The organism is Ruegeria sp. AM7 (assembly GCF_056535965.1).
Map to the genome: position 1 here is coordinate 3,534,078 of NZ_JBQFJE010000003.1, position 24,464 is coordinate 3,558,541.

Genomic DNA, 24,464 nt, shown 5'->3' on the forward strand with positions numbered 1-24,464 from the left:
CACAATGGCGCACTCTACATCGGCTCCCATGAAACTCAGCCTGCCATTTGTCAAAAAGCAGCCATGCGTGGCCATTGTGCGTCTGTCCGGAGCCATCGGAATGGCCGGCCGAGGGTCGATGTCCGACACGTCGCTGGCCCCGGTTCTTGAGAAAGCCTTTCGCAAAGGCAAACCCGCCGCCGTCGCGCTCGAGGTCAACTCGCCCGGTGGCTCACCGGTGCAAAGTTCTTTGATCGGTGCGCGTATTCGGCGGTTATCTGAGGAATTAAACGTTCCTGTCACAGCATTTGTCGAAGATGTCGCCGCCTCGGGCGGGTATTGGCTGGCAGCTGCAGCTGATGAGATTTATGCCGACGACAGTTCGGTTCTGGGGTCCATCGGAGTGATCTCATCCGGCTTTGGTGCGCATGTACTTTTGAAACGTCAGGGGATCGAGCGGCGCGTGCATACGGCCGGAGAGTCGAAATCCATGCTCGACCCGTTCTCGCCCGAAAAGAAAGAGGACGTTGCCCGGTTAGAGCGCCTTTTGGGTGATATTCACGAAAATTTCATCGCCCATGTCAAAACCCGGCGTGATGGAAAACTGGATGAGAGTCAGGATCTGTTCACCGGCGAAATTTGGTTGGCGCGTCGCGCGCAGGAACTGGGGTTGATCGACGGGATTGCTCATCTGAAACCCAAGATGCAAGAGCGGTTCGGCGACAAGGTGAAATTCCGGCGCTATGGGTTGCGAAAACCTTTGTGGTCCCGGTTCGGTGCTTCCTTGGCACAGGATGCGATTGCAGGGCTTGAGGAACGCGCGGCCTATGCGCGTTTTGGGTTGTGACGTGATTATCAAGATTGTCACCCTCTTCCTGATCGCCATGGGCGTGTTGGCCATGTTTGGAAAGCTGCGTTTTCCCGGACAGAAAAGGTTGCAATCGGCACGGTGTCCGCGCTGCGGGCGGTTCAGGATCGGTAAAGGCCCCTGCGCCTGCAAAAAAGGAGGCCGTACATGACGGCATGGCTGTTATCCGGCCTCGGATTGCTGATCCTGTTGCTGGCAGGGGATGCGCTAGTGCGTGGTGCGGTAAACCTGAGCCTGCGTCTGGGCGTACCTGCGTTGATCGTCAGTCTGACGATTGTGGCCTTTGGCACTTCGGCGCCTGAATTGCTGATCGCCATCAGCGCGATCAAGGAAAACGCGCCGGGAATTGCGTTAGGGAACGTGGTCGGGTCGAACACGGCCAACATCCTGCTGGTACTGGGCCTTCCAGCGTTGCTTGCCACTTTGCACACAAGCGAATGCGACAGCCGCAAGAACTATGTCTTCATGATCATGGCCACAGTGTTGTTTATTGGGTTGGCTTTCTTGGGCGAATTCAATCTGGTCAGCGGAGGTATCCTGCTGGCTGCACTGGCTCTGATCCTGTGGAATGCCTTCCGCGAGGCCCATGCCCATCGGAAAGCCTGTGGTGAGGCTTGTAACGATGACGAAGAACTGGATGGTCTCGAAGAGGCCGACCCGGATATGCCGTACTGGAAGATCGCGATCTATCTGCTGCTGGGTCTGATCGGATTGCCGATGGGCGCGCATCTGCTGGTCGAAAACGCAACCGTAATCGCGCGCACCTATGGGATCAGTGAAACGATTATCGGTCTGACTTTGGTGGCGGTCGGTACGTCTCTGCCCGAATTGGCCACGACTGTTATGGCGGCGTTGCGGCGTCAGGCGGATGTTGCGCTTGGTAACGTGATCGGGTCAAACATGTTCAACCTGTTGGCCATTGTCGGTATCGCGACATTGGTCGGGCGAATTCCGGTTGATCCCGAGTTCCTGCAATTCGATCTGTGGGTCATGCTGGGCGCATCATTGCTGCTGATCCCGTTCGTGTTTTTCAAGAAAGATATCACGCGCGTGTGGGGCTTGCTGTTGACCCTGCTCTATGCGGTCTACATCGTCACATTGCTGGCGTAATGTGACGGAGAGTCCCCGATGACCCGAGCCCTTGTAACCGGAGCAGGTATTCGCCTTGGCCGGGCCATGGCCCTGTATCTGGCGCAGCGTGGATATGATGTCGCTGTCCACTATGCTTCGTCCGAACAACCGGCGTCGGATGTCGTGGCCGAGATACGATCAATGGGTCGCAATGCTGTTGCCCTGCAAGCCGACCTGCTGGACGAGGCGCAGGTGAACGCCCTGTTGCCCCGCGCAGCCGAGGCATTGGGTGGGTCGATCACCTGTCTGGTCAACAACGCCTCGATCTTTGAATACGACAATATCCAAACGGCCACGCGGCAAAGCTGGGACCGGCACCTCGAAAGCAACCTGCGCGCGCCTTTTGTGCTGACCCAGGCGATGGCTGAACAAGGGTTGCAGCCCGACACCGATGCGGCAGGCGAACCGGTCGCAACCGGTCTTATCGTCAATATGGTCGACATGCGGGTACGCAAGCTGACCCCCGAGTTCATGTCCTACACAATCGCCAAGATGGGCCTGTGGGCGCTGACCCGCACTGCTGCGCAAGCGTTGACCCCGGCGATCCGCGTCAACGCAATCGGTCCCGGTCCCACGATGCAGGGGCACCGCCAAAGCGTCGATCACTTCAATGCGCAACGGCGGAGCACGGTATTGGAGCGCGGCGCGAACCCTTCAGACATCACTGCCGCACTGGGGTATTTTCTGGATGCACAGGCGGTCACTGGGCAGCTTTTATGTGTGGATGGCGGGCAGCATCTTGGCTGGCAAACTCCGGATGTTTTGGGCGTTGAATAGGTAATTCTCAGATAAGTTTTGCACCGCTCTCATTTCCGTTACCAAGACGTTACAAAAATGTATTGTTTTTCATGCACTTGTCCTGTGTGGGAAAAAATAATTAACAAAAACAAATAGTTAAGTTATTGCCTAATTTTTGTGCAAATCAAGGAATCCTTAATGAATTAAGGGAAAATCGCGATACCCGGAAACTTATCTTCATACTTATCCACAGAAACCGTGGATTTGTTTTCTCTTGATCTGAGGCGCTCAAGATTGCAGCCATGGTCAGGGAATCATATTTCAGACACATGACCGTCCAGAACGAATCGAACTCCGAAACCCAAAGCGTTGGATACGAATGTATACAGCGATATGTGAAAACGCTGGACAGCTCGCCCGGTGTGTACCGGATGTTGGATGCGGACAGTCGGGTTCTTTATGTCGGCAAGGCGCGAAACCTGAAGGCGCGGGTATCGAATTATACGCGGCCCGGCCATTCGGGGCGGATCGAGAAGATGATCGCGCAGACCGCCTCGATGATGTTCCTGACCACGCGGACCGAGACCGAGGCGCTGCTGCTGGAGCAGAACCTGATCAAGCAGCTCAAGCCGAAATACAATGTGCTGCTGCGCGACGACAAAAGTTTTCCGAACATTCTGGTCGCCAAGGATCACGGCTTTCCGCAGATCAAGAAACATCGTGGGGCGAAGAAGGAAAAGGGCGCCTATTTCGGCCCCTTCGCCAATGCGGGCGCGGTGAACCGGACGCTGAACCAGCTGCAAAAGGCGTTTCTGCTGCGCAACTGCTCGGATTCCATGTTCGACAGCCGCACGCGGCCCTGTCTGCTGTATCAGATCAAGCGCTGTTCGGGGCCGTGTGTGGGGTTGATTTCCGAGGCCGACTACGGCGAAAGCGTCAAGGATGCGGAACGGTTCCTGTCGGGCCGCTCGACCAAGGTGCAGGAGGATCTGGCCGAACAGATGATGGCCGCGTCCGAAGCGATGGAGTTCGAACGCGCCGCCAGCCTGCGCGACCGTATCCGGGCGCTGACGCAGGTGCAGACGTCCCAAGGCATCAACCCGCGCGGCGTGGCCGAGGCGGATGTGATCGGCCTCTATATGGAAAGTGGGCAAGCCTGTGTGCAGGTGTTCTTTATCCGGGCCAACCAGAACTGGGGCAACAAGGACTTTTACCCTCGGGTCGGGGCGGATGTGTCGCCGGCCGAGGTGATGGAAGCCTTCCTTGGTCAGTTCTACGACAACAAGGAACCGCCGCGTCAGTTGATCCTGTCGGACGGGGTCGAGAACGCTGATCTGATGCAGGACGCGCTGTCGGAAAAAGCCGGTCGCAAGGTCGAAATCCTTGTGCCGCAGCGCGGTGAGAAACAGGAACTGGTCGCTGGGGCTCTGCGCAACGCGCGCGAGTCACTGGCACGGCGCATGTCGGAAAGCGCCACGCAGGCCAAGTTGTTGCGTGGCGTGGCCGAGGCGTTTGATCTGGACACGCCACCCGAGCGGATTGAGGTCTACGACAACAGCCATATCCAAGGCACCAACGCGGTGGGCGGCATGATCGTGGCGGGCCCCGAGGGGTTCATGAAAAACGCCTATCGCAAGTTCAACATCCGGGGCGATGATCTGACCCCCGGTGACGACTTTGGCATGATGAAAGAGGTCCTGACCCGCCGTTTCACTCGCCTGTTGAAAGAAGACCCAGACCGGGACAAGGGCCATTGGCCCGACCTGCTTTTGATCGACGGCGGCGCTGGGCAGGTGAGCGCGGTGCATGAGATCATGGTCGAACATGGCGTCGAAGACATCCCGATGGTCGGTGTCGCCAAGGGCGTGGATCGCGACCACGGCAAAGAGGAATTCCACCGCATCGGCCAACGCGCCTTTGCGCTGAAACGTAACGATCCGGTGCTGTATTTCATTCAACGCCTGCGGGATGAGGCGCACCGCTTCGCCATCGGCACCCATCGCGCCAAACGGGCCAAGGCGGTGGGGGCGACGCCTCTGGATGAAATCCCCGGCGTGGGCGCGGCGCGCAAACGCGCCCTGTTGACCCATTTCGGCAGCGCCAAAGCGGTTAGCAGGGCTAATCTGGCGGATCTCAAGGCGGTGGACGGAATCTCAGCCGGGTTGGCGCAGAAGGTCTATGATTTCTTCCACGACAAGGGCTAGGCCCGCCGCCCGCGCCACAGGATGTACAGCCCCGAGGCCACGATCAGCGCCGACCCGATCCACATGGTCTGGTCCAGCCGCTCACCAAACATGACCACACCCAACCCGATGCCGAACAGCAGCCGCGAATAACGGAAAGGGGTGACGGACGACACCTCGCCCGTACGCATCGCCTTCATCAGCGCGGCATAGGCCATGACGCCCATCACGATTGCGCCGGTCATATGCAGGCTGACTTGCGGGCTTAGGGGCTGCATCGGTGTGCCTTCCCAGAACCGATAGGCCAGACCGGCGATTATGATGCAAAGGAAACCGTAGAACCCCAGCACCTCGGTCCCCAGTGACGCGGGCGCGGCGCGGCTGGCCAGATCGCGCCCGGCAAAGCCCAGCATCCCCAGCACCGCAAGGATGGACAGGGCCGAAAAGCTGTCCCCGGTCGGTTGGATGATGATCACGACGCCTACAAGGCCGATCAGAATGGCGCTCCACCGGCGCCAGCCGACGGTTTCGCCAAAAACCAGTGCGGCCCCGGCGACGACGACCAAGGGCGTCGCCTGCAGGATCACCGTAGCCGAGGACAGCGGAGTAAGCGCGATGGCCAGCACATAGAACAACCGCCCCAGGATTTCGAATACCGCACGCACCTTCATCGGGCGCGACAGTACATCGGCTTGAAACAGCCGTGTGCCGCGCAGCAGGGCCACTGCCGCATAGATCACCGCGCCGCCTGCGCCGAATAGAACCAGCACCTGCCAGATCGGAATCGCCGCCGAGGCCGCTTTGATCTGCGCATCCTCAAGCGCGAACAGGGCCATTGCGGCGATCATCCATGCGCTGCCGATCAGGTTCGATCGGGGGTCGGTTCGAATGTGACGGGTCATGTATCGCTCTGTCTTGGCCAGCCGCCAATCTGACCGCAAAGCCCGCGCGCGCCAAGCCGTGTGATCGGGGTTGCGACCCTTTGACCTCGAAGGCCACAACTGCCTGTGATCGGGTCAGATTTTCAATGGTCCATCTTTTATGTCCTGAACCGGCGATGTAGAGTTTTCTTCATGAAGTGGAATTTGCCCAATATCCTGACCGTGCTGCGCCTTATGGCTGCCCCCGGTCTGGCCGTGATGTTTTTGTATTTCACCCGGCCCTATGCCGACTGGTTTGCCCTGATCCTGTTCATGTCAGCGGCGATCACCGACTGGTTCGACGGGTATCTGGCCCGTGCTTGGAAACAGGAAACCAAGATCGGAGCGATGCTGGACCCAATTGCCGACAAGGCGATGGTGGTGATCGCGCTGATGATCCTTGTGGGCTATTCGACCGAGCATTGGACGCCTTGGCTGGTGCTGCCCGCCACCGTGATTCTGTTCCGCGAGGTGTTTGTTTCGGGGTTGCGGGAATATCTGGGCGATGTGGCGGGAACTTTGAAAGTGACCAAGCTGGCCAAATGGAAGACCACAGCGCAGATGTTTGCCATTGCGGTGTTGTTTTCACAGGGAATTTTTGAACATTACTTTGTCATGGCCACGTTTGGCATGGACCCTGCGACCATTGATCAGGTTCTCATTGGACAGCTTGAGGACGTAAACCACATCCGCTGGCATCTGGAAGGTATGTTCTGGTCCGGCCGGATCGGTCTGTGGCTGCTGTGGATCGCGGCGACGCTGACGTTGATCACCGGCTATGACTACCTACTTAAAGCCATGCCCCATCTGAAGGAGAGCTAAGCGATGGATGTGCTGTATTTCGCATGGGTGCGCGAACGCATCGGTCTGCCCAAGGAAAAGGTCGAGACACAGGCCGCAACCGTATCCGAGCTGGTCGCGGAACTGACCGCGCGCGAAGATCGCTACGCCGCCGCTTTTGCCGACCTGTCGGCGCTGCGCGTGGCGCTGGATCAGGAACTGTCGGACTTTGACGCCCCTTTGTCGGGCGTGCGCGAAGTTGCGTTCTTTCCGCCGATGACAGGTGGCTAAGATGCGGATCGTCGTACAAGAAGCCCCTTTCGACATGGGGGCCGAGGCCAACGCCTTTGCCGCCGGGGACGAGGCAGCGAACGGGGCCATCGTAACCTTCACCGGCGTTGTGCGCGATCTGGCCACAGGCGATCTGGACGTGATGGAGATCGAGCACTATCCCGGCATGACCGAGCGCGCCCTGACCAAGATCGCCGAAGAAGCACAATCGCGCTGGTCGCTGGGCGATGTGCTGGTGATTCACCGCCACGGGCGGCTGGCTCCGGGGGATCGGATCATGATGGTGGCCACGGCCTCGCCTCATCGCAAGGACGCGTTCGAGGCGGCAGAATACCTGATGGACTACCTGAAATCCCGCGCGCCATTCTGGAAGAAAGAGATCACCAATTCCGGTGCTGACTGGGTCGCTGCCAAGGACGAGGACGAGGACGCGCTGACGCGCTGGTGATTTAATCCGCGTTGTTGATGCGCCCGCGCAGCTCTTCGGCCTCTTGCCGTGCGGCACGCAGCCCATCCATGGCTGCGGACAGTTCGGCCTCGGCTTGCGTCAGCTGGTTGGTCAGTTCAGCCTCGCGCTGCTGCAGATAGGTGATGGCCTGATCGCGGGTTTCCTCGGCCTCATGCAGCTCCTGGCTCATGCGGTCCAGATCGGCTACGTCGCTTTGGCGCACGCGGGACAGGCGATGGGCCAGCCAGTTGGCGAACCACCCCATGCAAAACGCTGCAAACAAAATGACGGCGGTGGCGATGATGAATTCTAGTCTGTTCAACTTACTGGTCCTCTGCGCCGGTTTCTTCGGCGTCTGTTTGTGCGTCTTCTGACGGCTGTGTGTCCTGTTCCAGCGCTTCCAGACCCGTCTCGGAATTGGCGACGGGTTCAGGGCGGATCAGGCGGAATTCAATCCGACGGTTTTCTTCGCGACCTTCCTCGGAGCCGTTGTCGGCGATAGGTTGCGTTTCGCCGTATCCCACTGCCGTGTAGCTTGCGGTGGGAACGCGCCGTCCGCGCAGCTCGTTTAGGATGGACTGTGCCCGAGCCTGGCTGAGCTGCTGATTCATCTCTTCCCGGCCCTGACTGTCGGTGTGGCCCTGGATCTCCATCCGGATTGGGCCGCATTCGCGCAGAATGTCGGCGATCTGGTTCACAGTATCACGCGAATCCGCCGCCACCGTGGCCGAGCCAGGTTCGAAGGCAATCTTGCTGGACGTCTGAACTTCGGCAATGCGGTCTTCGCATTGCTCGGGGTCTGGCAGGGCGTCTTCGGGTTCCGGAGGTTTTTGGTAGGTGATCGAAAGTGTGTATTCCTGCGCTTCGCCCAGCTTGTCGGACAAAAGGCCAGCGATGCGCGCTCTGGTGTCGGGTTCATGGCTGACGCCGTTCAGCATGACATCGTCCGGCGTCACAGTCAGAGCGCCATTGTGCAGTAAGGATAGCGCCTCTAGCCCGGCCAGGACGCGCACGGCCCAGTCGGTGGGCAGGTCAGGTACAACGCGAGTTGCAGTATAAACCTGTTCCGAGCCAAACGCCGCGCGGGCATAGCTGTCGACCATGTCCCGAAGGGTTTCATCACCCAAGCGTCCGCGCATTTGGACCAGCCCTTCGGGGCTGCGCGTGGCGGAAAACTCGGGCGGGCCTGTGGGTTCGTCGGTATCAGGCTCGGGCAGGACGGCGTGAAGGGCGAAGACCTCGGGCAGGGCATTCTCAAGCTCGCCGACCACGCGGTCGAAAGTGGCGGCGTTCGTACCCATCTCGGCGACCAGCGTGATATCGGCGTCAGACATGGTCACGGATCCCAAACCGATCTGAGCCAGCGCCTTGATGCTGAGCGTTGCGGCCTCGGACCAGCGGGGTGATGGAACGCCCAAACCGATCGTACAGGTGTAAGGTCCGGTCAGCCCTGCCGCTTCGGCGGTGGCAATGATGGCGTTTCGGGAATCCTGATCAGGCGCCGAACACGCGTCGAAATGACCGCCTTCGGCATCGACAATGTAGCGCAGCGTAAACGGCGTGATCACCGGCCGCGGGGCCGTGATCGACAATCCGATCCTAAGGCTGGGTGGCGCAGCACGCGTCAAATCCTGTTCAAGCCGTTCCTTTTCCTGCTGGCTGTCGGCGATAGCAGTAATCCTCACCAACCCCGGACTGGCCGAAATCTTGGCGCGCGGAAGCCGAACAAGGGCTTCGATCGCGTAGGTTAGTGCCTCATCCCAGCCTTTGGGCTTGGGATAGTCGGCGGTCTCAAGAAGGTCCGATACATTGTCCCCGTCCAGCCGATGCAAACGCTCCATCAATGCCTCGCGGTCCTGGCTGAGCGGGACCAGACCAATCACCGAAATACCGCTGTCATTGCGCAGAATTTCGGCCGAGAACTTGGGTGGTGCCAATTGGGTCGTGGGTGCGACTTCCATCTCGTCAATAACGCGCGAGGTGTCGACTTCGGTGCCGGCAGCGGTCAGGGCGCTGAAGCGCGCGGCTTCGTCAGCAGCGGTGCCAGTCAGTATGACGCGCAAGCCGTCGGATTCGACCTCGGCCCAGTCATGGCCTTTCAGATCGAGCGCGCGGCGCACCGCGAATTCCGATGCCTCTTCGACCTTGGTGACCGAGTAACTGGCGGCCAGCAGAGACAGCCCGGCAGAAACCAGGAAGATAAAGGCAACAGCTAGGAGATAAGGCAGGCGCATGTGCAGACAGGAGACTCCTCGGGTGATTGAGCCGGACTCTTACAGAGGCCCGGCCCGAGGTGCAATCAGACCAGCAAGGCCACACAAAGGAAGATCAGCGGAATAAGGCCGGTGTCGCGATTTGCGCGGAACAGTTGCAGCAGCTTGGCGTTGTCTTCGGTGTCCAGTCCGCGCAATTGCCACGCCATGTGCCACCCCATCGCCCACGGCCCGGCCAGCGCAACAAAAAGCGCCATGATCGAGGCCTGAGTCGTTGCTGCGTCGATGATCGCCAGCCCCATCAACGACACGGTCGCAACGAGGAAGTATTTCAGCCATCTGGCTGTATCCGAACCAAACAGGCGTGCAGTGGATTTGATACCGATCAACTCGTCATCTTCGGCGTCCTGATGGGCATAGATCGTGTCGTAGAACAGCGTCCAGGCGATTCCGGCCAGGTAGAGCGTGATCGCGGGCACCCCGACCGTTCCGGTATGCGCTGCCCAGGCCAGCAGAATGCCCCAGTTGAACGCCAGTCCCAAAAACACCTGGGGCCACCATGTAAAGCGTTTTGCGAACGGATAGATTGTCACCGGCAACAGTGACAGGACGCCCATCGCGATCGCAGCTTGATTGAAGGTCAGCAAAATACCCAACGCCAACAGGCATTGCAGCCCCATCCAGACAACCGCTTGTCGTACCGTGACCTGACCTGATGGGATCGGACGCGACCGAGTACGCTCGACCTGAGCGTCGAACTCGCGATCGGTGATGTCGTTCCACGTGCAGCCGGCGCCGCGCATCAGAAAAGCGCCGACTGCGCAGCCAATGGCGATCCAAAGGTCTTCCCATCGCGGGGTGCCATCGCTGAGGATGGCCAGCGCAAGACCCCACCAGCAGGGAATCAGCAACAGCCATGTGCCGATGGGCCGGTCTGCGCGGCTTAGGCGCAGATAGGGGCGGGTGAAGGCGGGCGCATGGGTGTCGACCCAGTTGCCGCTTACGGCATCAGCGACCTGACCGTCTGGTGTTGGGGCATTGCCTTGCATATTAAGGTCTCATGAGTGCAAAGATCAGACTGTATGTAGAGCACCCTTTGGGTCCGGGGCAATCGGTTCCTTTGACGCGTGATCAGGCCCACTACCTGTTTGGCGTCATGCGGCTGGCCGTGGGCGGGCAGGTGGCTCTGTTTAACGGCCAGGATGGCGAGTGGCTTACCAACGTGGCCGAGGCGGGCAAGCGTGGCGGCGTGCTGTCCTGCGCCCGCCAGACCAAACCACTGCAAATGCCGCCCGATCTGTGGTTCTTGTTTGCGCCGATCAAAAAGGCGCGCACCGATTTTATTGTCGAAAAAGCAGCCGAGATGGGGGCCGCGCGTATCCTGCCGGTGCAGACTGAGTTCACCAATTCCGAGCGTATACGCCAAGACCGCCTTCAGGCGCATGCCGTTGAGGCGGCAGAGCAATGCGGCGGAACTTACGTGCCCGAGGTTTCCGATCTGCAGCGGCTTGATCGCGTGCTGGATGCGTGGCCAGAAGACCGACAACTGATGTTCTGCGACGAGGCAGAGGTTGGGTCGGCCCTGCGATTGGCAGCCAATGAAACGGGCCAGCCCTGGGCCATTCTCATCGGGCCCGAGGGCGGGTTTTCGGATCGGGAACGGGCCCGCTTGTCTGGTCTTCCTTACGCACATGTGGTCAGCCTTGGGCCACGTATTCTGCGCGCGGATACAGCAGCGGTGGCGGCGCTGACCATGTGGCAGCTGGCACTTGGGGATTGGTCATGAGCTGGCAGCAGGCCCAACAAGAGGACGTGCCACGCATCACCCGGTTTTTGTCCGATCACATTCAGACCTCGATGTTTCCTCTGGCCAATCTGCGGGATTTTGGTTTGAGAGGCACGGACCCTCGTGCTTTGAACGTCTGGACTTTGGGTGACGGCCCGCGCGCGGTCTTCGCGATCACGAATGAGGGCATGGTCCTGACCCAGTGCCCGGACTGTTCCGATGACGAGCTTGTGGCCGCGATTGACCTGATCCGGGGGCGCCCCTTGTTCGGCATCGCCGCCGAGGCGGCTCAGGCGCGGCGTATCATGCAGATGGCGGGATGGGCCGGCAGACCCGCGACGCTCAACAGTGATGAACCGGGCTTTACGCTGGACCTGACACAGCTTGTCGTGCCGGACACAACGGGCGCTATGCTGGAACCTTTAAGCGGGTTTTACGGGGACATTGCCGAAGGCTGGCGGACCGACTATTTGACCGAGGCGATGGATTTCGATCCCGCCCGCGCACGCAAACAGGCGCGTAAGGACTTTGTCGCTTATACTCAGCGCAACTCACATCGAATATTGCTGATCGACGGGCAGCCCGTGGCCATGACCGGGTTCAACGCGCGCTTGCCTGACGTTGTCCAGATCGGAGGGGTCTATACCCCGCCCGAACTGCGTGGGCGGGGGTATGCCCGCTTGGCGGTTGGGTTGCATTTGCTTGAGGCAAACGCCAGTGGCGTGTCCCGTGCCGTTCTGTTTGCAGCTTCAGATTCCGCAGCGCGTGCCTATATGGCTATTGGATTCAAACCGGCAGGGCAGTTTTCACTGATCCTGTTCAAAGACCCAAAGGACCCGGCATGAGCTTTATCCGACCCGAAGCCAAACTGACCCTGTGGCGCTGGCGCGAAGTGTTGGTTGCCGTGGCCGTCCTGCTAGTTGGTCTTAGCTGGATCAGTGGCCCCGGCGGATTGCTGGGCTGGATGGGCTGGGTATTGGTGGTTGTCTCTGTGGCTTTGACCGTGATCGGTGTACAACGCGCACGGTTTCGCACTGGCGCGGGTGGCCCCGGTGTAGTCACCATCGACGAAGGGCAGATTACCTATCTCGGTCCGCTGGACGGCGGAATGGTCGCCACGCGCGAGATCGAACGGCTGGCGCTGGACCCGACCTCGAACCCGGCGCATTGGGTGCTGTCGCAACAAGGCCAGCCGACGCTTCACATTCCCGTGAATGCCGAAGGGGCTGAGGCGCTTTTTGATGTGTTCTCGAACCTGCCGGGGCTGAAAACCGAGCAAATGCTGGCCGAACTGAACGGCGGTGCGGTGCATCCCGTGGTGATCTGGGAAAAGCGCCCGATGCGCCCGGCGCATCTGCGGCTGCATTGACACGGGCGGCATTTCCCCCCACGACTGACCCAAAGACAGACACATCAGGATCGGAGAGCGGTTCATGTCCATCCCCCAGTCCGGCGGCGGGCCGATCGAACGTCACGAACAGCTTGCGGAATATCTGGAATCGGGCTGCAAGCCCAAAGCCGATTGGCGCATCGGGACCGAGCATGAGAAGTTCGGCTATTGCAAGGACACGCTGAAACCGCTGCCGTTCGAGGGTAAACGCTCGATCGTCGCCGTGCTGGAAGGTCTGCGCGACCGCCATGGCTGGGCCGAGGTGCGCGAGGGCGACAACCTGATCGGTCTGGAAAAGGACGGCGCGAATGTTAGTCTGGAACCGGGTGGCGCGCTGGAACTGTCGGGTGCTCCGCTTGAGACGATCCACGAGACCTGCGATGAGGTGAACACTCACCTGCGCGAGGTGAAGGATATCGCGGATGAGATCGGCGTGGGCTTTATCGGTCTAGGTGCGGCTCCGATCTGGACCCATGACGAGATGCCGTTGATGCCCAAGGGCCGCTATCGGCTGATGAACGACTATATGGAAAAGGTCGGCACCATGGGTCGCGCCATGATGCGGCGCACCTGCACCGTTCAGGTCAATATCGACTTCGGCTCCGAGGCCGACATGGTCCAGAAACTGCGCGTGGCGCTGGCCTTGCAGCCGGTGGCGACGGCGCTGTTCGCCAATTCGCCGTTCTTTGAGGGCAAACCCAACGGCCAGAAAAGCTGGCGCAGCCATATCTGGCGGCATCTGGATGATGCGCGGACCGGGATGCTGCCGTTTGTGTTCGAGGACGGGTTCGGGTTCGAACGCTATGTCCAATACGCGCTCGATGTGCCGATGTATTTCGTCTACCGCGACGGTCAATATATTAACGCGCTGGGCATGTCTTTCCGCGATTTCCTGCAAGGCAAACTGCCTGCGCTGCCCGGTGAAACCCCGACGCTGTCTGATTGGGCCGACCACCTGACAACCGCCTTCCCCGAGGCTCGCATCAAGAAATATATGGAGATGCGCGGCGCGGATGGCGGCCCGTGGCGCCGCCTGTGCGCGCTGCCTGCCTTCTGGGTGGGTCTGACATATGACCAAGGCGCGCTGGATGCGGCGTGGGATCTGGTCAAGGGCTGGGACGCGGAAACCCGCGAGGAACTACGCGTTCAGGCTGCCGTTCAGGGCCTTCAGGCGCAGGTTGGCGGCATCAAAATGCACGATCTGGCACGCGAGGTCGTGGCGATTTCCGAGGCTGGCCTGAAATCCCGCGCCTTCCCCGGCGCAGGCGGTCTGGTGCCGGATGAGACGCATTTCCTGAACGCCCTGAAGGAAAGCATCGATACAGGGAAAGTCCCCGCCGATGAGTTGCTGGATCACTACAATGGCGACTGGAACGGCGATCTGACCCGGATTTATCCCGAATACAGCTATTGATCCGCACCGTCCCGCTTGCATTCGCAGGGCTGGCCCGATAGCAGGTTGGCGACCAAATTCAGAGGGCGTCATGGACGATCTTAAGGCAAAATATCTGGGCCAAATCGCCGAGGCGGGCGACGAAAACGCGCTTGAGGCGATCCGCGTCGCCGCCGTGGGCAAAAAAGGCGAGGTCGCGCTGAAGATGCGCGAGCTGGGCAAAATGACGCCCGAGGAACGCCAGATCGCAGGCCCCGCGCTGAACGCCCTGAAGGATGAGATCAACTCGGCTCTCTCCGCCAAAAAATCCGCGCTGGCCGATGCCGCGCTGGATGAGCGTCTGCGCACCGAATGGCTGGACGTCACCCTGCCGACCCGTCCGCGCCGTCAGGGCTCGATCCACCCGATCAGCCAGGCGACCGAGGAACTGACCGCGATCTTTGCCGAACTGGGCTTCTCGGTGGCCGAAGGGCCGCGCATTGAAGACGACTGGTATAATTTTGACGCCCTGAACATTCCCGGCCACCACCCTGCGCGGGCCGAGATGGACACGTTCTACATGCACCGCGCCGAAGGCGATGACCGCCCGCCACACGTGCTGCGCACCCATACGTCTCCGGTGCAGATCCGCTCGATGGAGAAACAGGGCGCGCCGATCCGCGTCATCTGTCCGGGCGGCGTGTACCGCGCCGATTATGACCAGACCCACACGCCGATGTTCCATCAGGTCGAGGGGCTGGCTATCGACAAAGACATCTCGATGGCGAACCTGAAATGGGTTCTGGAAGAGTTCGTGAAGGCCTTCTTCGAGGTCGACGACGTCGAGCTGCGCTTCCGTGCCTCGCACTTCCCCTTCACCGAGCCCTCGGCCGAGGTCGATATCCGCTGTTCCTGGGATAACGGCCAGCTGAAGATCGGCGAAGGCGACGACTGGATGGAGATTCTCGGCTCCGGCATGGTCCACCCCAAGGTGATCGCCGCCGGTGGCATTGATCCTGAGGTCTATCAGGGCTTTGCATTTGGCATCGGGATCGACCGTCTGGCGATGCTGAAATACGGCATCCCGGATTTGCGGGCGTTCTTTGATTCCGACCTGCGGTGGTTGCGGCACTATGGGTTTGCGGCATTGGATATGCCGAACTTGCATAGTGGTTTGTCGCGGTGAATGAAACTCTGAAACTCTTGATTTCGGACAACCTCCCGAGTTTTGTGACTCTGATGGTGGCCGTTGTGACCATCGTTGGGGCTACACTCACCTACAAAGTTCAAAAAAGGCTGGATCGAGAGGCTGATCTGGTTTCCAAAAAGCGCGAGGTTTACCTAAACTTCATGCGCTCATTTATGCGGATAGATAATGAAGGCGGATTGGATCACTACAATACTCTCCGTATGGAGTTGTCTTTGCTCGCCTCTGACCAGGTTCTGAAGAGTGTGAATGAATTCGCGGAATATGCTGCGGATACATCCGGGCCTATGGTTCAGCGTGACATGGCTAAGTTTAAATATCTTCTTGCTTCTGCCTTAACGGACATGCGTCGAGATGTTTTCGACACTACTTCTTTGTCTGTGGAAGACATCCAAAAAACTCTGCCAATTCAAAACTAGTTGTCGGGAAAGTACAGCGCGGAGCAAAGGCCGATAGGCCGCCGCGCTATCGCCAGACCGCCCGCACGGGCTGGCGATTTGTCTCCGTAAGCGCAACGCTCGTACAGTACGCGGATTTGGCGGGCATAAAGTGCGCAGCACAGCCGAAGATCGCCACCCCGCGGTCTGGCGACAGCGCGGCTTGCGCTCTGTACGGAAGGCCGAAATCCGCGCGTGTTACAGGTTCCCACAGGGTTGTGACGTGACAGTCCGCGTCAGGCAGCTAGGCTCCGGCCTATGATTTACCGACTGCTTTTCCTGCTGCTGACCGCAACCCCTGCGTTTGCCATGGGTCCATGGAAATCCGATTGCCATGGCGACACCGCCTGCGATCTCGGCGATCGCTCATATCATGTGCTGGAGCCCGAGAGTTGGGACGGGAAAACCCCTCTGCCCGTGTTGTTGCATTTCCATGGCTGGGCGCGGCAGGGCACTGTCGTGGTGAACCATCAGCGCATCGCAGGCGCGACCAAGCTGCGCGGCGTGTTGCTGGTGGCCCCGAACGGGTTGGGTAAAAGCTGGGATTTCTGGACCTCGGATACGCGCGACGTGCCCTTTGCCGATGCGGTGCTGGAGGATGTGGCTAAGCGCTATCCAGTTGATCCTGAACGTATCTACGTTTCGGGCTATTCCTTCGGCGGCGCGATGGCGTGGCGCTATGTGTGCCAGTCGGGCAATGACGTTGCCGCCCTGCTGGCCGTTGCGGGCAGCATCCGCCAGACCGAGGACTGCCCCGAAGCCCCGCGCGAGGCGCGCCATGTGCACGGCCTTAGCGATACGGTGATGGATTTCCCTTATGGCACCAATGGCGACACGACCTATCCGGTGGCGCTGTGGCGGGCGGCGTATGAGTGCCACGATGCCACCCCGCGCGGCGATTGGAGCGTGGTGCCGATCCTGACCCTCAGCCGGGTGGAGTGGACCGATTGCGCACGCGGGCAGGTGACGCTGGACACGCATCCGGGCGGGCATTTTATCCCCCATGGCTGGATCGGGCGGCAATTGGACGAGCTTTTGGGCCGCACCCCCACCTATCCGTGACGCGCAGCGCTTGCACCTTGGCGCATTCTTTGTCATTGCCTGTGCCGACTGGATATCTGCCAAAAAGGCCCCGAGCAATGAAATTCACTCTGTCCTGGCTGAAAGACCACCTCGACACGGACGCGTCGGTTGATGAGATGGCCGAGGCGCTGACCGACCTCGGGCTAGAGGTCGAAGAGATCGTGAACCCGGCGGACCGGCTGGCGGGCTTTACGTTGGGCCATGTGAAGCACGCAGAAAAGCACCCCGACGCCGACAAGCTGCGCGTTTGCACGGTGGAAACCGATGAGGGCGATCTGCAGATCATTTGCGGCGCGCCCAACGCGCGCGAAGGCATCACTGTCGTGGTTTGCAAACCGGGCATGTATATCCCCGGTCTGGATATAACGATCAGCGTCGGCAAGATCCGGGGCGTCGAAAGCTTTGGCATGATGGCCTCCGAGCGTGAGCTGGAGTTGTCGGACGAGCATGATGGCATTATCGAACTGCCCTCGGGCGAGGTCGGTGATCGCTTCGTCGACTGGTTGGCCGAGAATGACCCGTCCAAGGTCGATCCGATGATCGAGATTGCGATCACGCCGAACCGCCCCGATGCGTTGGGTGTGGCTGGCATCGCTCGTGATCTGGCAGCGCGTGGGGTTGGCACGCTGAAAGAGCATATCCACGCGCCAGTCGCCGGCGATTTCGAATGCCCGATCAAGGTGACGATTGACGACGACACCTTGGACGGCGCGCCGCATTTCACCGGTCGTGTAATCCGGGGCGTCAAGAACGGCCCCAGCCCGCAATGGCTGCAGGATCAGTTGAAAGCCATCGGTCTGCGTCCCATTTCGGCGTTGGTGGATATCACCAACTACATGACATTCGACCAGAACCGCCCGCTGCACGTGTTTGATGCCGACAAAGTGCAGGGTAACCTGCGGGTCCACCGCGCCAAGGGTGGTGAAACGCTGGTGGCGCTGGATGAGAAGGAATACACCCTGCAGCGCGGTATGATGGTGATCTCGGACGACAAGGGTGCAGAATCTATCGCGGGTATCATGGGCGGCGAGGAAACCGGCTGTACCGATGAGACGGTCAATGTCTTCCTTGAAAGCGCCTTCTGGGATCACGTGCAGATCGCCCTGACAGGCCGTGCGCTGAAGATTAACTCGGACGCGCGTTACCGCTTTGAACGCGGCGTTGACCCGCAATTCACCCGTGAGGGGCTGGAGCAGGCGACCCAGATGATTCTGGATATCTGCGGCGGTGAGGTATCCTCGGTTGTTGAGGCCGGGAAGGCCCCGAACCACGCGCGCGCCTACAAGCTGGATGCGGCGCGGGTGCAGTCGCTGGTCGGGATGGAGATACCCGAAAGCGAACAGCGCCAGACCCTGACCCGTCTGGGTTTCCGCCTTGAAGGCGAGATGGCCCATGTGCCCAGCTGGCGCCCCGATGTCATGGGCGAGGCCGATCTGGTGGAAGAGGTTGCGCGGATTGCCTCGCTGACCAAGCTGCAGGGCAAACCGCTGCCGCGAGTGACCGATGGCATCCCCAAGGCGGTGATGACACCGACGCAGCGCCGTCAGTCGATGGCCCGCCGGACCTGCGCGGCGCTGGGCTACAATGAATGTGTGTCCTATACCTTCATTGATCAGGCGTCCGCTGCGCTGTTCGGCGGTGGCGATGCAGCGACTCAGCTAGAAAACCCGATTTCCTCGGAAATGAGCCATATGCGCCCCGATCTGCTGCCCGGCCTGCTGCAGGCGGCCGCCCGCAATCAGGCGCGCGGCTTTGCCGATGTTGCCGTGTTCGAGGTTGGCCCTGTTTTCCACGGCGGTGAGCCCGGCAACCAGAAAACCCAGATCACTGGTCTGCTGGTGGGCCGCGATGGTCCCAAAGATGTGCACGGGGCCGCGCGCGCGGTAGATGTGTTTGACGTCAAAGCCGATGCCGAGGCCGTACTGGCCGCGATCGGAGCGCCCGCGAAGGTGCAGGTCCTGCGCGATGGTGATGCGTGGTGGCATCCGGGCCGTCATGGCAAAATCTGCCTGGGTCCGAAAAAGGTGCTGGGCGTGTTTGGTGAACTGCACCCGCGCATCCTGCAAGCGCTGGATATCAAGGGTCCGGCGATGGCCTTTACCATCTGGCCGGACGAAGTGCCTCTGCCGCGCAAATCCGGGGCCACCCGCGCGGCGCTTGAACTGCGCGATCTGCAGGCGGTGGAACGTGACTTTGCCTTTGTGGTTGATGCGGATGTCGAAGCTCTGACCTTGGTGAACGCGGCGGCAGGCGCGGATAAGGCGCTGATCGACGATGTACGCGTGTTCGATGAATTCATCGGTGGCAGCCTGGGTGAGGGCAAGAAATCGCTGGCCATCACCGTACGTCTGCAACCGACGGACAAGACCCTCAAGGAAGAGGATATCGAGGCGGTTGGTCAGAAGATCATCGCCAAAGTGTCCAAGGCCACGGGCGGTGTTCTGCGCGGCTGATCGGTGGGGCACGATAACAAGACAAAAGGGGCCGGACGCGCCCCTTTTTCATTTCAGGAGGAGCAAGACATGCTGAACGTTTACCTCTCGGGCGAGATTCACACCGATTGGCGCGACCAGATCATCGAAGGCGCGCAGGGGCTGGAAATCACCTTTAACAGCCCTGTGACCGACCACGCGGCCAGCGACGATTGCGGCGTGGCCATTCTGGGGGCTGAGCCGAACAAATACTGGCACGATCACAAGGGCGCGATGGTCAACGCGATCCGCACCCGTAAGGGGATCGCGGATGCGGATGTGGTCGTGGTCCGCTTTGGCGAGAAGTACAAGCAGTGGAATGCGGCCTTCGACGCAGGGTACGCTGCCGCTCTGGGCAAATCCCTGATCGTGCTGCACGGCCCCGACCATCAGCACGCGCTGAAAGAGGTCGACGCCGCAGCTTTGGCCGTGGCCGAGCACCCCGCGCAGGTGGTCGAGGTTCTGCGCTATGTTCTGACCGGGCAACTGCCCGGATAGCGGTCGATGGGGCGGGGCAATGCCTCGCCCCCGATCTGCCTTAGCTAGCCGCAGGGATAACCAATCCGCGCTGGACCGCTGGGCGGTCCAGAAAGCGGTCCAAATATGGCTGAAGGTTGGCGAAATCAGACCATCCAAGCAGCTCTTTCACACCGTAATAGTCCAAGCCTCGCAGCCACGGCACAATGGCGATATCGGCAATTGAATAGCTGCCCGCGATCCATTCCTGCCCTTCAAGCTGTGTGTTTAGCACATTGAGCAAGCGCTTGGCTTCGTTGATGTAACGTTCGCGGGGGCGAGGGTCTTCGATCTCGCTACCGGCGAATTTGTGGAAATAGCCAAGCTGACCGAACATCGGGCCAAGGCCACCCATCTGGAACATCAGCCATTGCGTCACGCGGGCTTTGTCCGCTGCGGTCGCGCCCATCAACTGATCGCTTTTCTCTGCCAGATATAGCAGGATTGCGCCGCTCTCGAACAGGGATACAGCCTCGCCATCCGGGCCGTTGGGGTCAATAATCGCAGGAATTTTGTTGTTTGGATTCAGCGACAGGAACTCGGGGCTTTTGACATCTGAATCTGCGAGTGTGACCAGATGTGCCTCGTAAGGAAGGCCAATCTCTTCCAGCATGATCGAAACTTTGACACCGTTTGGCGTTGGATAGGAATAAAGCTGCAACCTGTCGGGTGTCTGGGCAGGCCAGCGGCCGGTAATTGGATGAGTTGCGGTGTCAAGCATGGTGCGCTCCTGTAAAAGGTTCCGAGTTGAGGTAAGCACTGACTAAATGTGTTACCAGTAGAGCACCTGTGCATTCCCGGTCAGTTCTTGTGCATTTCGCAACAGAGGGGAAAACCAGGTCATTCCGCACCTAGACCAGAGGCGCATTCTCGCTCACAATCTTGTGTATCCCGCGCGCGTGTCGCGGGTTTTGCATAGCTCGCATAAGGAGAGACGTGTGGACGAGGTTGTAACGCAAGTTGGAGCGTTTGCTCCGCTTATTATGAATGCAGTCAAGGCACTGATTGTTCTGATTTTGGGCTGGATCGTGGCCGGTGCGATAGGCGGTATGGTGCGCCGGCGCATCAACGCGACCCCGCAGATTGACCCGACTCTCGGCAACTTTATGGCCAGCCTTGTGAAATGGGCTATCCTGGCGATGGTTCTGGTCGCCGTTCTGGGGATTTTCGGGATTGAGGCCACAAGTATTGTCGCCATTTTGGGTGCGGCATCGCTGGCTATCGGTCTGGCGCTGCAAGGGACGCTCAGCGATCTGGCGGCGGGCGTGATGCTGGTGGTGTTCCGGCCTTACAAGCTGGGTCAATATGTGGATATCGGCGGTACTGCTGGGACGGTACAGGACCTGAACCTGTTTACGACCGAATTGGTGACGCCGGATAACGTGCAGATCATTGTTCCCAACGGGCAGGCTTGGGGAACGGTGATCACCAACTATTCGGCCCATGACACGCGACGCGTGGACCTGGTTTTCGGGATTGATTACGGCGACAGCGCTGATGAGGCGATGCAGATCATTCTGGATGTGGCCAAGGCCGATGATCGTATTCACAACGATCCTGAACCGTGGGTGCGTGTGACCAATCTGGGCGACAGCTCGGTTGATCTGACGGCGCGGCTGTGGTGTGCCGCTGCAGATTACTGGGACGTGAAGTTTGAAATCACGAAGGCCGTTAAAGAAGCGTTCGATGCCAAGGGTGTATCGATTCCCTATCCGCATTCGGTCGAGATTCAAAAACAGGCATAACGCTCCCGCCCGTCATACGGGCATTGGAATGCCTTTTTCCGGTTGGGCCCAGCGCCGCGCTGATCGCGCGGCGCTTTTTCGTTTGTTGCAACGTTGGTCAGAGGTTCGACCGCGCCGCGCGATCAGCGCGGCGCTACGCCCAACGCTGTAAACGCACTCGTCAGAGGGCGCTTTCAGGGGCGGGAGTATCTTAAGCCTTGATGACGACGTTGGGGGACACCACGTCGATCCCGAGTGCTTTGCCGACGGCGTAGTAGGTCAGCTTACCTGCATGTATGTTCAGTCCGGCCATCAGATGAGGGTCGTCCTGACAGGCCTGTTTCCAGCCTTTGTCGGCCAACGCCAGCATGAAGGGCATGGTGGCGTTGCCAAGCGCGATGGTCGATGTGCGGGCGACAGCTCCGGGCATGTTGGCGACGCAATAGTGCATGATGCCATCAACATCATAGATCGGTTCGGCATGGGTCGTCGCTTTCGACGTCTCAAAACACCCACCCTGATCAATCGCAACGTCGACAAGGACTGCTCCGGGTTTCATGGTAGAAAGTTGCGCGCGGGTCACCAGCTTTGGCGCAGCCGCACCGGGGATCAGCACCGCGCCGATCACCATGTCGGCGGATTGGATCAGCTCGGCCGTTGCGCCGGCTGTCGAGTATTGGTTCTTGAACGTCCCGCCAAACACGTCATCCAAATAGCGCAGGCGCGGCAGCGACCGGTCAAGAACCGTCACGTCTGCCCCCATCCCCGCGGCGATCTTGGCGGCATGTGTTCCCACGACACCACCGCCAATCACAACAACTTTCGCTGGACCAACTCCGGGAACGCCGCCCATCAGAACACCGCGTCCGCCATTGGCCTTCTGCAGGGTCCACGACCCGACCTGCGGGGCGAGGCGACCTGCAACCTCGGACATGGGTGCAAGCAAAGGCAGCCCCCCATTGGCGTCCGTAACAGTCTCGTACGCGATAGCCGTACAACCCGAAGCAAGCAGGTCATGGGTCTGGTCAGGGTCCGGTGCAAGGTGCAGATAGGTAAACAGCAGTTGTCCCTCGCGCAGCATCTTGCGTTCGCCTGCCTGCGGTTCTTTGACTTTGACGATCATGTCGGCAGTGGCGAAAACTTCGGCTGCGGTGTCGACAATGCGCGCTCCGGCTGCGACGTAGTCGGCATTGTCAAAACCCGAACCCTGACCGGCTCCGGTTTCAATGATCACCTCGTGGCCGCGCGCGACCGCTTCTTGCGCAGCGTTCGGGGTCATTCCGACGCGGAACTCCTGCGGTTTGATTTCTTTGGGGCAACCGATCTTCATTTGGTCTCTCCGTTTGTAAACTGCTTAAATAATGGGCAACTTTGCGCGCAATTTCTGTGAAACTCTGCCCGTGTGAACGCTTTAATTCCGAAAAATTTTCGGTATTTTGGCCATAACTTGCAAAAGGATTGCGCAGATGGCCATTGATACGACAGATCGAAAGATTCTGGCGGCATTGCAACGAAACGGTCGGATGTCGAATGCAGAACTGTCCGAACAGGCCAATTTGTCGCCTTCGGCCTGCCACAGACGGGTGCAACGGTTGGAATCCGAGGGCTTTATTCGCAACTACGTTGCCTTGTTGGATGCGCGCAAGATGAATGTGCCGACGACCGTCTTTGTCGAGATCACTCTGCAAGGACAGGCCGAAGAGGTTCTGGATGCCTTCGAAAAGGCCGTTGCCCGTATTCCGGATGTTTTGGAGTGTCACCTTATGGCGGGAACGGCGGACTACATACTGAAAGTCGTCGCTGAAAACACCGAGGACTTTGCCCGCATCCATCGGCAATACTTGTCGCGACTACCCGGTGTGGCGCAGATGCAAAGTTCGTTTGCGCTTCGAACCGTGTTCAAAACCACGGCATTACCGGTTTGATCAGGCCGGTCCGGGATAGGTGAACAGTACCAGGTGCGCGGCGTTGAAGCCGAAATGCATGAGGACAGGAACCCACAGACGTCCGGTTGCATAGTAACCCAGCCCGCAAGCCGCGCCCAGAATAGCCGCGAAACCTGCCAATGCCGGTCCTCCGCCGGCGTGAACCAAACCAAACAGAAGGCTTGCAGCAGCTATCCCCAGACCCGCGCCAAAACGGGAAGAGATCAACGATTGGAAATAGCCGCGAAAAAACACCTCTTCCGTCAGGCAAGTCAGGAAGAGATTGGACAGCGCGAAGATCACCCACCAATGGGGCAGGCTGATCTCGGGGCGGATGGCATTGACGGCCGAACCCACTGCCAACAGCGCAGGCAGTAAGGCGAAACCAACTGCCAACGGGATTTTGCGCAGTGCCACAGCCCCACCAATCATGCCGGGCCACGCCAAAGCGACGGTGAACAGCACCATGGGCTTGTCCAGGTTCAAGTACATCGTGAAATCGCGACTTAAAGGGCCAGATTGAACCTGATCAAGGACCAGAAGGTTGTGAAATCCCGGGACCAGATGCGCTCCGAGCGCGATGCACCATATGACGAGTGCAATATGGCCAAGCGCGGCCCACATCCCGGACAGGTTGCGCAGTATCAACGCGCCTGCAAAACCGACAGTGACCACCCCTGCGGCGATCGGCGTAACCAGCCCCAGTGTCAGCGAGACCGCTCTAAAACCCCCAACAGTCCCATACCCAATGCTGGTTTGCCTGATACGGTGCTGACCATGGCGGCGATCAGCAAAAGCCACGGCCAGATCGTGGGCAGAAATGCGAAAAAATGGGTCAAAGTCGCGCCTTTGCAGTTCGGTTTGCGCCTTGATGCCGTGGTTGGGCGCGTTCTGGCAAGACAGTTCAACAGTGAACGGGCTGCGGATTTGCGTCACAGTGATCTTGTCGCCGTAAGCTGTTAGGCTTAGGAAAAGACCTTCATCAATTCATCCGATGACATC

At 59.6% G+C, this 24,464-nt stretch carries 25 protein-coding genes; 18 read left to right on the forward strand and 7 right to left on the reverse strand.

Annotated elements, in window-relative coordinates:
• Window positions 1-28 precede the first annotated feature (28 nt).
• The 4 genes from ACR3EG_RS21530 to uvrC all read left to right on the forward strand — a co-directional run bounded on the left by ACR3EG_RS21530 (window position 29) and on the right by uvrC (window position 4,920).
• Window positions 29-826, forward strand: a complete 798-nt coding sequence (locus tag ACR3EG_RS21530) for a S49 family peptidase (RefSeq protein WP_480496614.1) — start codon at window positions 29-31, stop codon at window positions 824-826.
• 168 nt (window positions 827-994) lie between these two features.
• Complete coding sequence (locus tag ACR3EG_RS21535; protein ID WP_480496616.1) at window positions 995-1,957, forward strand: calcium/sodium antiporter; 963 nt, start codon at window positions 995-997, stop codon at window positions 1,955-1,957.
• Between the two features lie 18 nt (window positions 1,958-1,975).
• The gene (locus ACR3EG_RS21540; RefSeq protein ID WP_480496618.1) at window positions 1,976-2,755 is read left to right on the forward strand and encodes an SDR family oxidoreductase; all 780 of its coding nucleotides are present in this window, start codon (window positions 1,976-1,978) and stop codon (window positions 2,753-2,755) included.
• Window positions 2,756-3,045: 290 nt separating this feature from the next.
• On the forward strand, window positions 3,046-4,920 hold the full coding sequence (gene uvrC, locus ACR3EG_RS21545) for an excinuclease ABC subunit UvrC (protein WP_480496620.1): 1,875 nt from the start codon (window positions 3,046-3,048) through the stop codon (window positions 4,918-4,920).
• Here the strand turns inward: uvrC and ACR3EG_RS21550 are convergent.
• The gene (locus ACR3EG_RS21550) at window positions 4,917-5,801 is read right to left on the reverse strand and encodes a DMT family transporter (protein ID WP_480496622.1); all 885 of its coding nucleotides are present in this window, start codon (window positions 5,799-5,801) and stop codon (window positions 4,917-4,919) included. The two genes, uvrC and ACR3EG_RS21550, sit on opposite strands and share 4 nt — an antisense overlap.
• A 171-nt stretch (window positions 5,802-5,972) precedes the next feature.
• Here ACR3EG_RS21550 and pgsA point away from each other — a divergent pair, with 171 nt between their 5' ends.
• Genes pgsA through ACR3EG_RS21565 form a run of 3 tightly spaced genes read left to right on the forward strand, consistent with a single transcriptional unit; the run spans window position 5,973 to window position 7,338 of the window.
• Window positions 5,973-6,641 (forward strand): CDP-diacylglycerol--glycerol-3-phosphate 3-phosphatidyltransferase, encoded by a 669-nt coding sequence (gene pgsA / locus ACR3EG_RS21555; RefSeq protein WP_480496624.1) that lies wholly within the window; start codon window positions 5,973-5,975, stop codon window positions 6,639-6,641.
• A 3-nt stretch (window positions 6,642-6,644) separates the two neighbouring features.
• Window positions 6,645-6,890, forward strand: coding sequence for a molybdopterin converting factor subunit 1 (gene moaD / locus ACR3EG_RS21560; protein ID WP_170353620.1), 246 nt, complete (start codon window positions 6,645-6,647; stop codon window positions 6,888-6,890).
• A 1-nt stretch (window position 6,891) separates the two neighbouring features.
• Window positions 6,892-7,338: a molybdenum cofactor biosynthesis protein MoaE gene (locus ACR3EG_RS21565; protein ID WP_170751946.1), complete on the forward strand. Its 447-nt coding sequence runs from the start codon at window positions 6,892-6,894 to the stop codon at window positions 7,336-7,338.
• A 1-nt stretch (window position 7,339) separates the two neighbouring features.
• Here the strand turns inward: ACR3EG_RS21565 and ACR3EG_RS21570 are convergent, their stop codons facing one another.
• The 3 genes from ACR3EG_RS21570 to ubiA form a co-directional block, all read right to left on the reverse strand.
• Window positions 7,340-7,660, reverse strand: a complete 321-nt coding sequence (locus tag ACR3EG_RS21570) for a hypothetical protein (protein WP_209195413.1) — start codon at window positions 7,658-7,660, stop codon at window positions 7,340-7,342.
• 1 nt (window position 7,661) lies between these two features.
• The gene (locus ACR3EG_RS21575) at window positions 7,662-9,572 is read right to left on the reverse strand and encodes an OmpA family protein (protein WP_480496626.1); all 1,911 of its coding nucleotides are present in this window, start codon (window positions 9,570-9,572) and stop codon (window positions 7,662-7,664) included.
• Between the two features lie 65 nt (window positions 9,573-9,637).
• Entirely contained in the window at window positions 9,638-10,600 is a 963-nt protein-coding gene (gene ubiA / locus ACR3EG_RS21580) for a 4-hydroxybenzoate octaprenyltransferase (protein WP_480496628.1), read from the reverse strand.
• An 11-nt stretch (window positions 10,601-10,611) separates the two neighbouring features.
• Between ubiA and ACR3EG_RS21585 the strand changes: the two genes are divergently transcribed.
• The 9 genes from ACR3EG_RS21585 to ACR3EG_RS21625 all read left to right on the forward strand — a co-directional run bounded on the left by ACR3EG_RS21585 (window position 10,612) and on the right by ACR3EG_RS21625 (window position 19,795).
• Window positions 10,612-11,337: a 16S rRNA (uracil(1498)-N(3))-methyltransferase gene (locus ACR3EG_RS21585; RefSeq protein WP_480496630.1), complete on the forward strand. Its 726-nt coding sequence runs from the start codon at window positions 10,612-10,614 to the stop codon at window positions 11,335-11,337.
• Window positions 11,334-12,182, forward strand: a complete 849-nt coding sequence (locus ACR3EG_RS21590; RefSeq protein ID WP_480496632.1) for a GNAT family N-acetyltransferase — start codon at window positions 11,334-11,336, stop codon at window positions 12,180-12,182. The genes ACR3EG_RS21585 and ACR3EG_RS21590 overlap by 4 nt, the downstream gene beginning before the upstream one ends.
• Window positions 12,179-12,706 carry a hypothetical protein gene (locus tag ACR3EG_RS21595; protein ID WP_480496634.1) on the forward strand — a complete coding sequence of 176 codons (528 nt, stop codon included), beginning with the start codon at window positions 12,179-12,181 and terminating at the stop codon, window positions 12,704-12,706. The genes ACR3EG_RS21590 and ACR3EG_RS21595 overlap by 4 nt, the downstream gene beginning before the upstream one ends.
• A gap of 64 nt (window positions 12,707-12,770) precedes the next feature.
• Window positions 12,771-14,141 (forward strand): glutamate--cysteine ligase, encoded by a 1,371-nt coding sequence (locus tag ACR3EG_RS21600; RefSeq protein ID WP_480496636.1) that lies wholly within the window; start codon window positions 12,771-12,773, stop codon window positions 14,139-14,141.
• 70 nt (window positions 14,142-14,211) lie between these two features.
• Window positions 14,212-15,285, forward strand: a complete 1,074-nt coding sequence (pheS, locus tag ACR3EG_RS21605) for a phenylalanine--tRNA ligase subunit alpha (protein ID WP_480496638.1) — start codon at window positions 14,212-14,214, stop codon at window positions 15,283-15,285.
• Window positions 15,282-15,725 carry a hypothetical protein gene (locus ACR3EG_RS21610; protein WP_480496640.1) on the forward strand — a complete coding sequence of 148 codons (444 nt, stop codon included), beginning with the start codon at window positions 15,282-15,284 and terminating at the stop codon, window positions 15,723-15,725. The genes pheS and ACR3EG_RS21610 overlap by 4 nt, the downstream gene beginning before the upstream one ends.
• 276 nt (window positions 15,726-16,001) lie before the next feature.
• Window positions 16,002-16,805 carry a CE1 family esterase gene (locus ACR3EG_RS21615; protein WP_480496642.1) on the forward strand — a complete coding sequence of 268 codons (804 nt, stop codon included), beginning with the start codon at window positions 16,002-16,004 and terminating at the stop codon, window positions 16,803-16,805.
• 77 nt (window positions 16,806-16,882) lie between these two features.
• The gene (gene pheT / locus ACR3EG_RS21620; protein ID WP_480947602.1) at window positions 16,883-19,279 is read left to right on the forward strand and encodes a phenylalanine--tRNA ligase subunit beta; all 2,397 of its coding nucleotides are present in this window, start codon (window positions 16,883-16,885) and stop codon (window positions 19,277-19,279) included.
• 69 nt (window positions 19,280-19,348) lie between these two features.
• Window positions 19,349-19,795: a YtoQ family protein gene (locus ACR3EG_RS21625; protein WP_170353606.1), complete on the forward strand. Its 447-nt coding sequence runs from the start codon at window positions 19,349-19,351 to the stop codon at window positions 19,793-19,795.
• A 40-nt stretch (window positions 19,796-19,835) separates the two neighbouring features.
• Here ACR3EG_RS21625 and ACR3EG_RS21630 read toward each other — a convergent pair whose 3' ends face one another.
• Window positions 19,836-20,534, reverse strand: a complete 699-nt coding sequence (locus ACR3EG_RS21630; RefSeq protein WP_480482992.1) for a glutathione S-transferase family protein — start codon at window positions 20,532-20,534, stop codon at window positions 19,836-19,838.
• 262 nt (window positions 20,535-20,796) lie between these two features.
• Between ACR3EG_RS21630 and ACR3EG_RS21635 the strand changes: the two genes are divergently transcribed.
• Window positions 20,797-21,558 (forward strand): mechanosensitive ion channel family protein, encoded by a 762-nt coding sequence (locus ACR3EG_RS21635; RefSeq protein ID WP_480482994.1) that lies wholly within the window; start codon window positions 20,797-20,799, stop codon window positions 21,556-21,558.
• 190 nt (window positions 21,559-21,748) lie between these two features.
• Here the strand turns inward: ACR3EG_RS21635 and ald are convergent, their stop codons facing one another.
• The gene (ald, locus tag ACR3EG_RS21640) at window positions 21,749-22,867 is read right to left on the reverse strand and encodes an alanine dehydrogenase (protein WP_480482996.1); all 1,119 of its coding nucleotides are present in this window, start codon (window positions 22,865-22,867) and stop codon (window positions 21,749-21,751) included.
• A 136-nt stretch (window positions 22,868-23,003) separates the two neighbouring features.
• Here ald and ACR3EG_RS21645 point away from each other — a divergent pair, with 136 nt between their 5' ends.
• The gene (locus tag ACR3EG_RS21645; protein ID WP_170353602.1) at window positions 23,004-23,462 is read left to right on the forward strand and encodes an Lrp/AsnC family transcriptional regulator; all 459 of its coding nucleotides are present in this window, start codon (window positions 23,004-23,006) and stop codon (window positions 23,460-23,462) included.
• Here ACR3EG_RS21645 and ACR3EG_RS21650 read toward each other — a convergent pair whose 3' ends face one another.
• A complete protein-coding gene (locus ACR3EG_RS21650) occupies window positions 23,463-24,398 on the reverse strand; it encodes a CPBP family intramembrane glutamic endopeptidase (protein ID WP_480482998.1) in 936 nt (311 codons plus the stop codon).
• Window positions 24,399-24,464 lie beyond the last annotated feature (66 nt).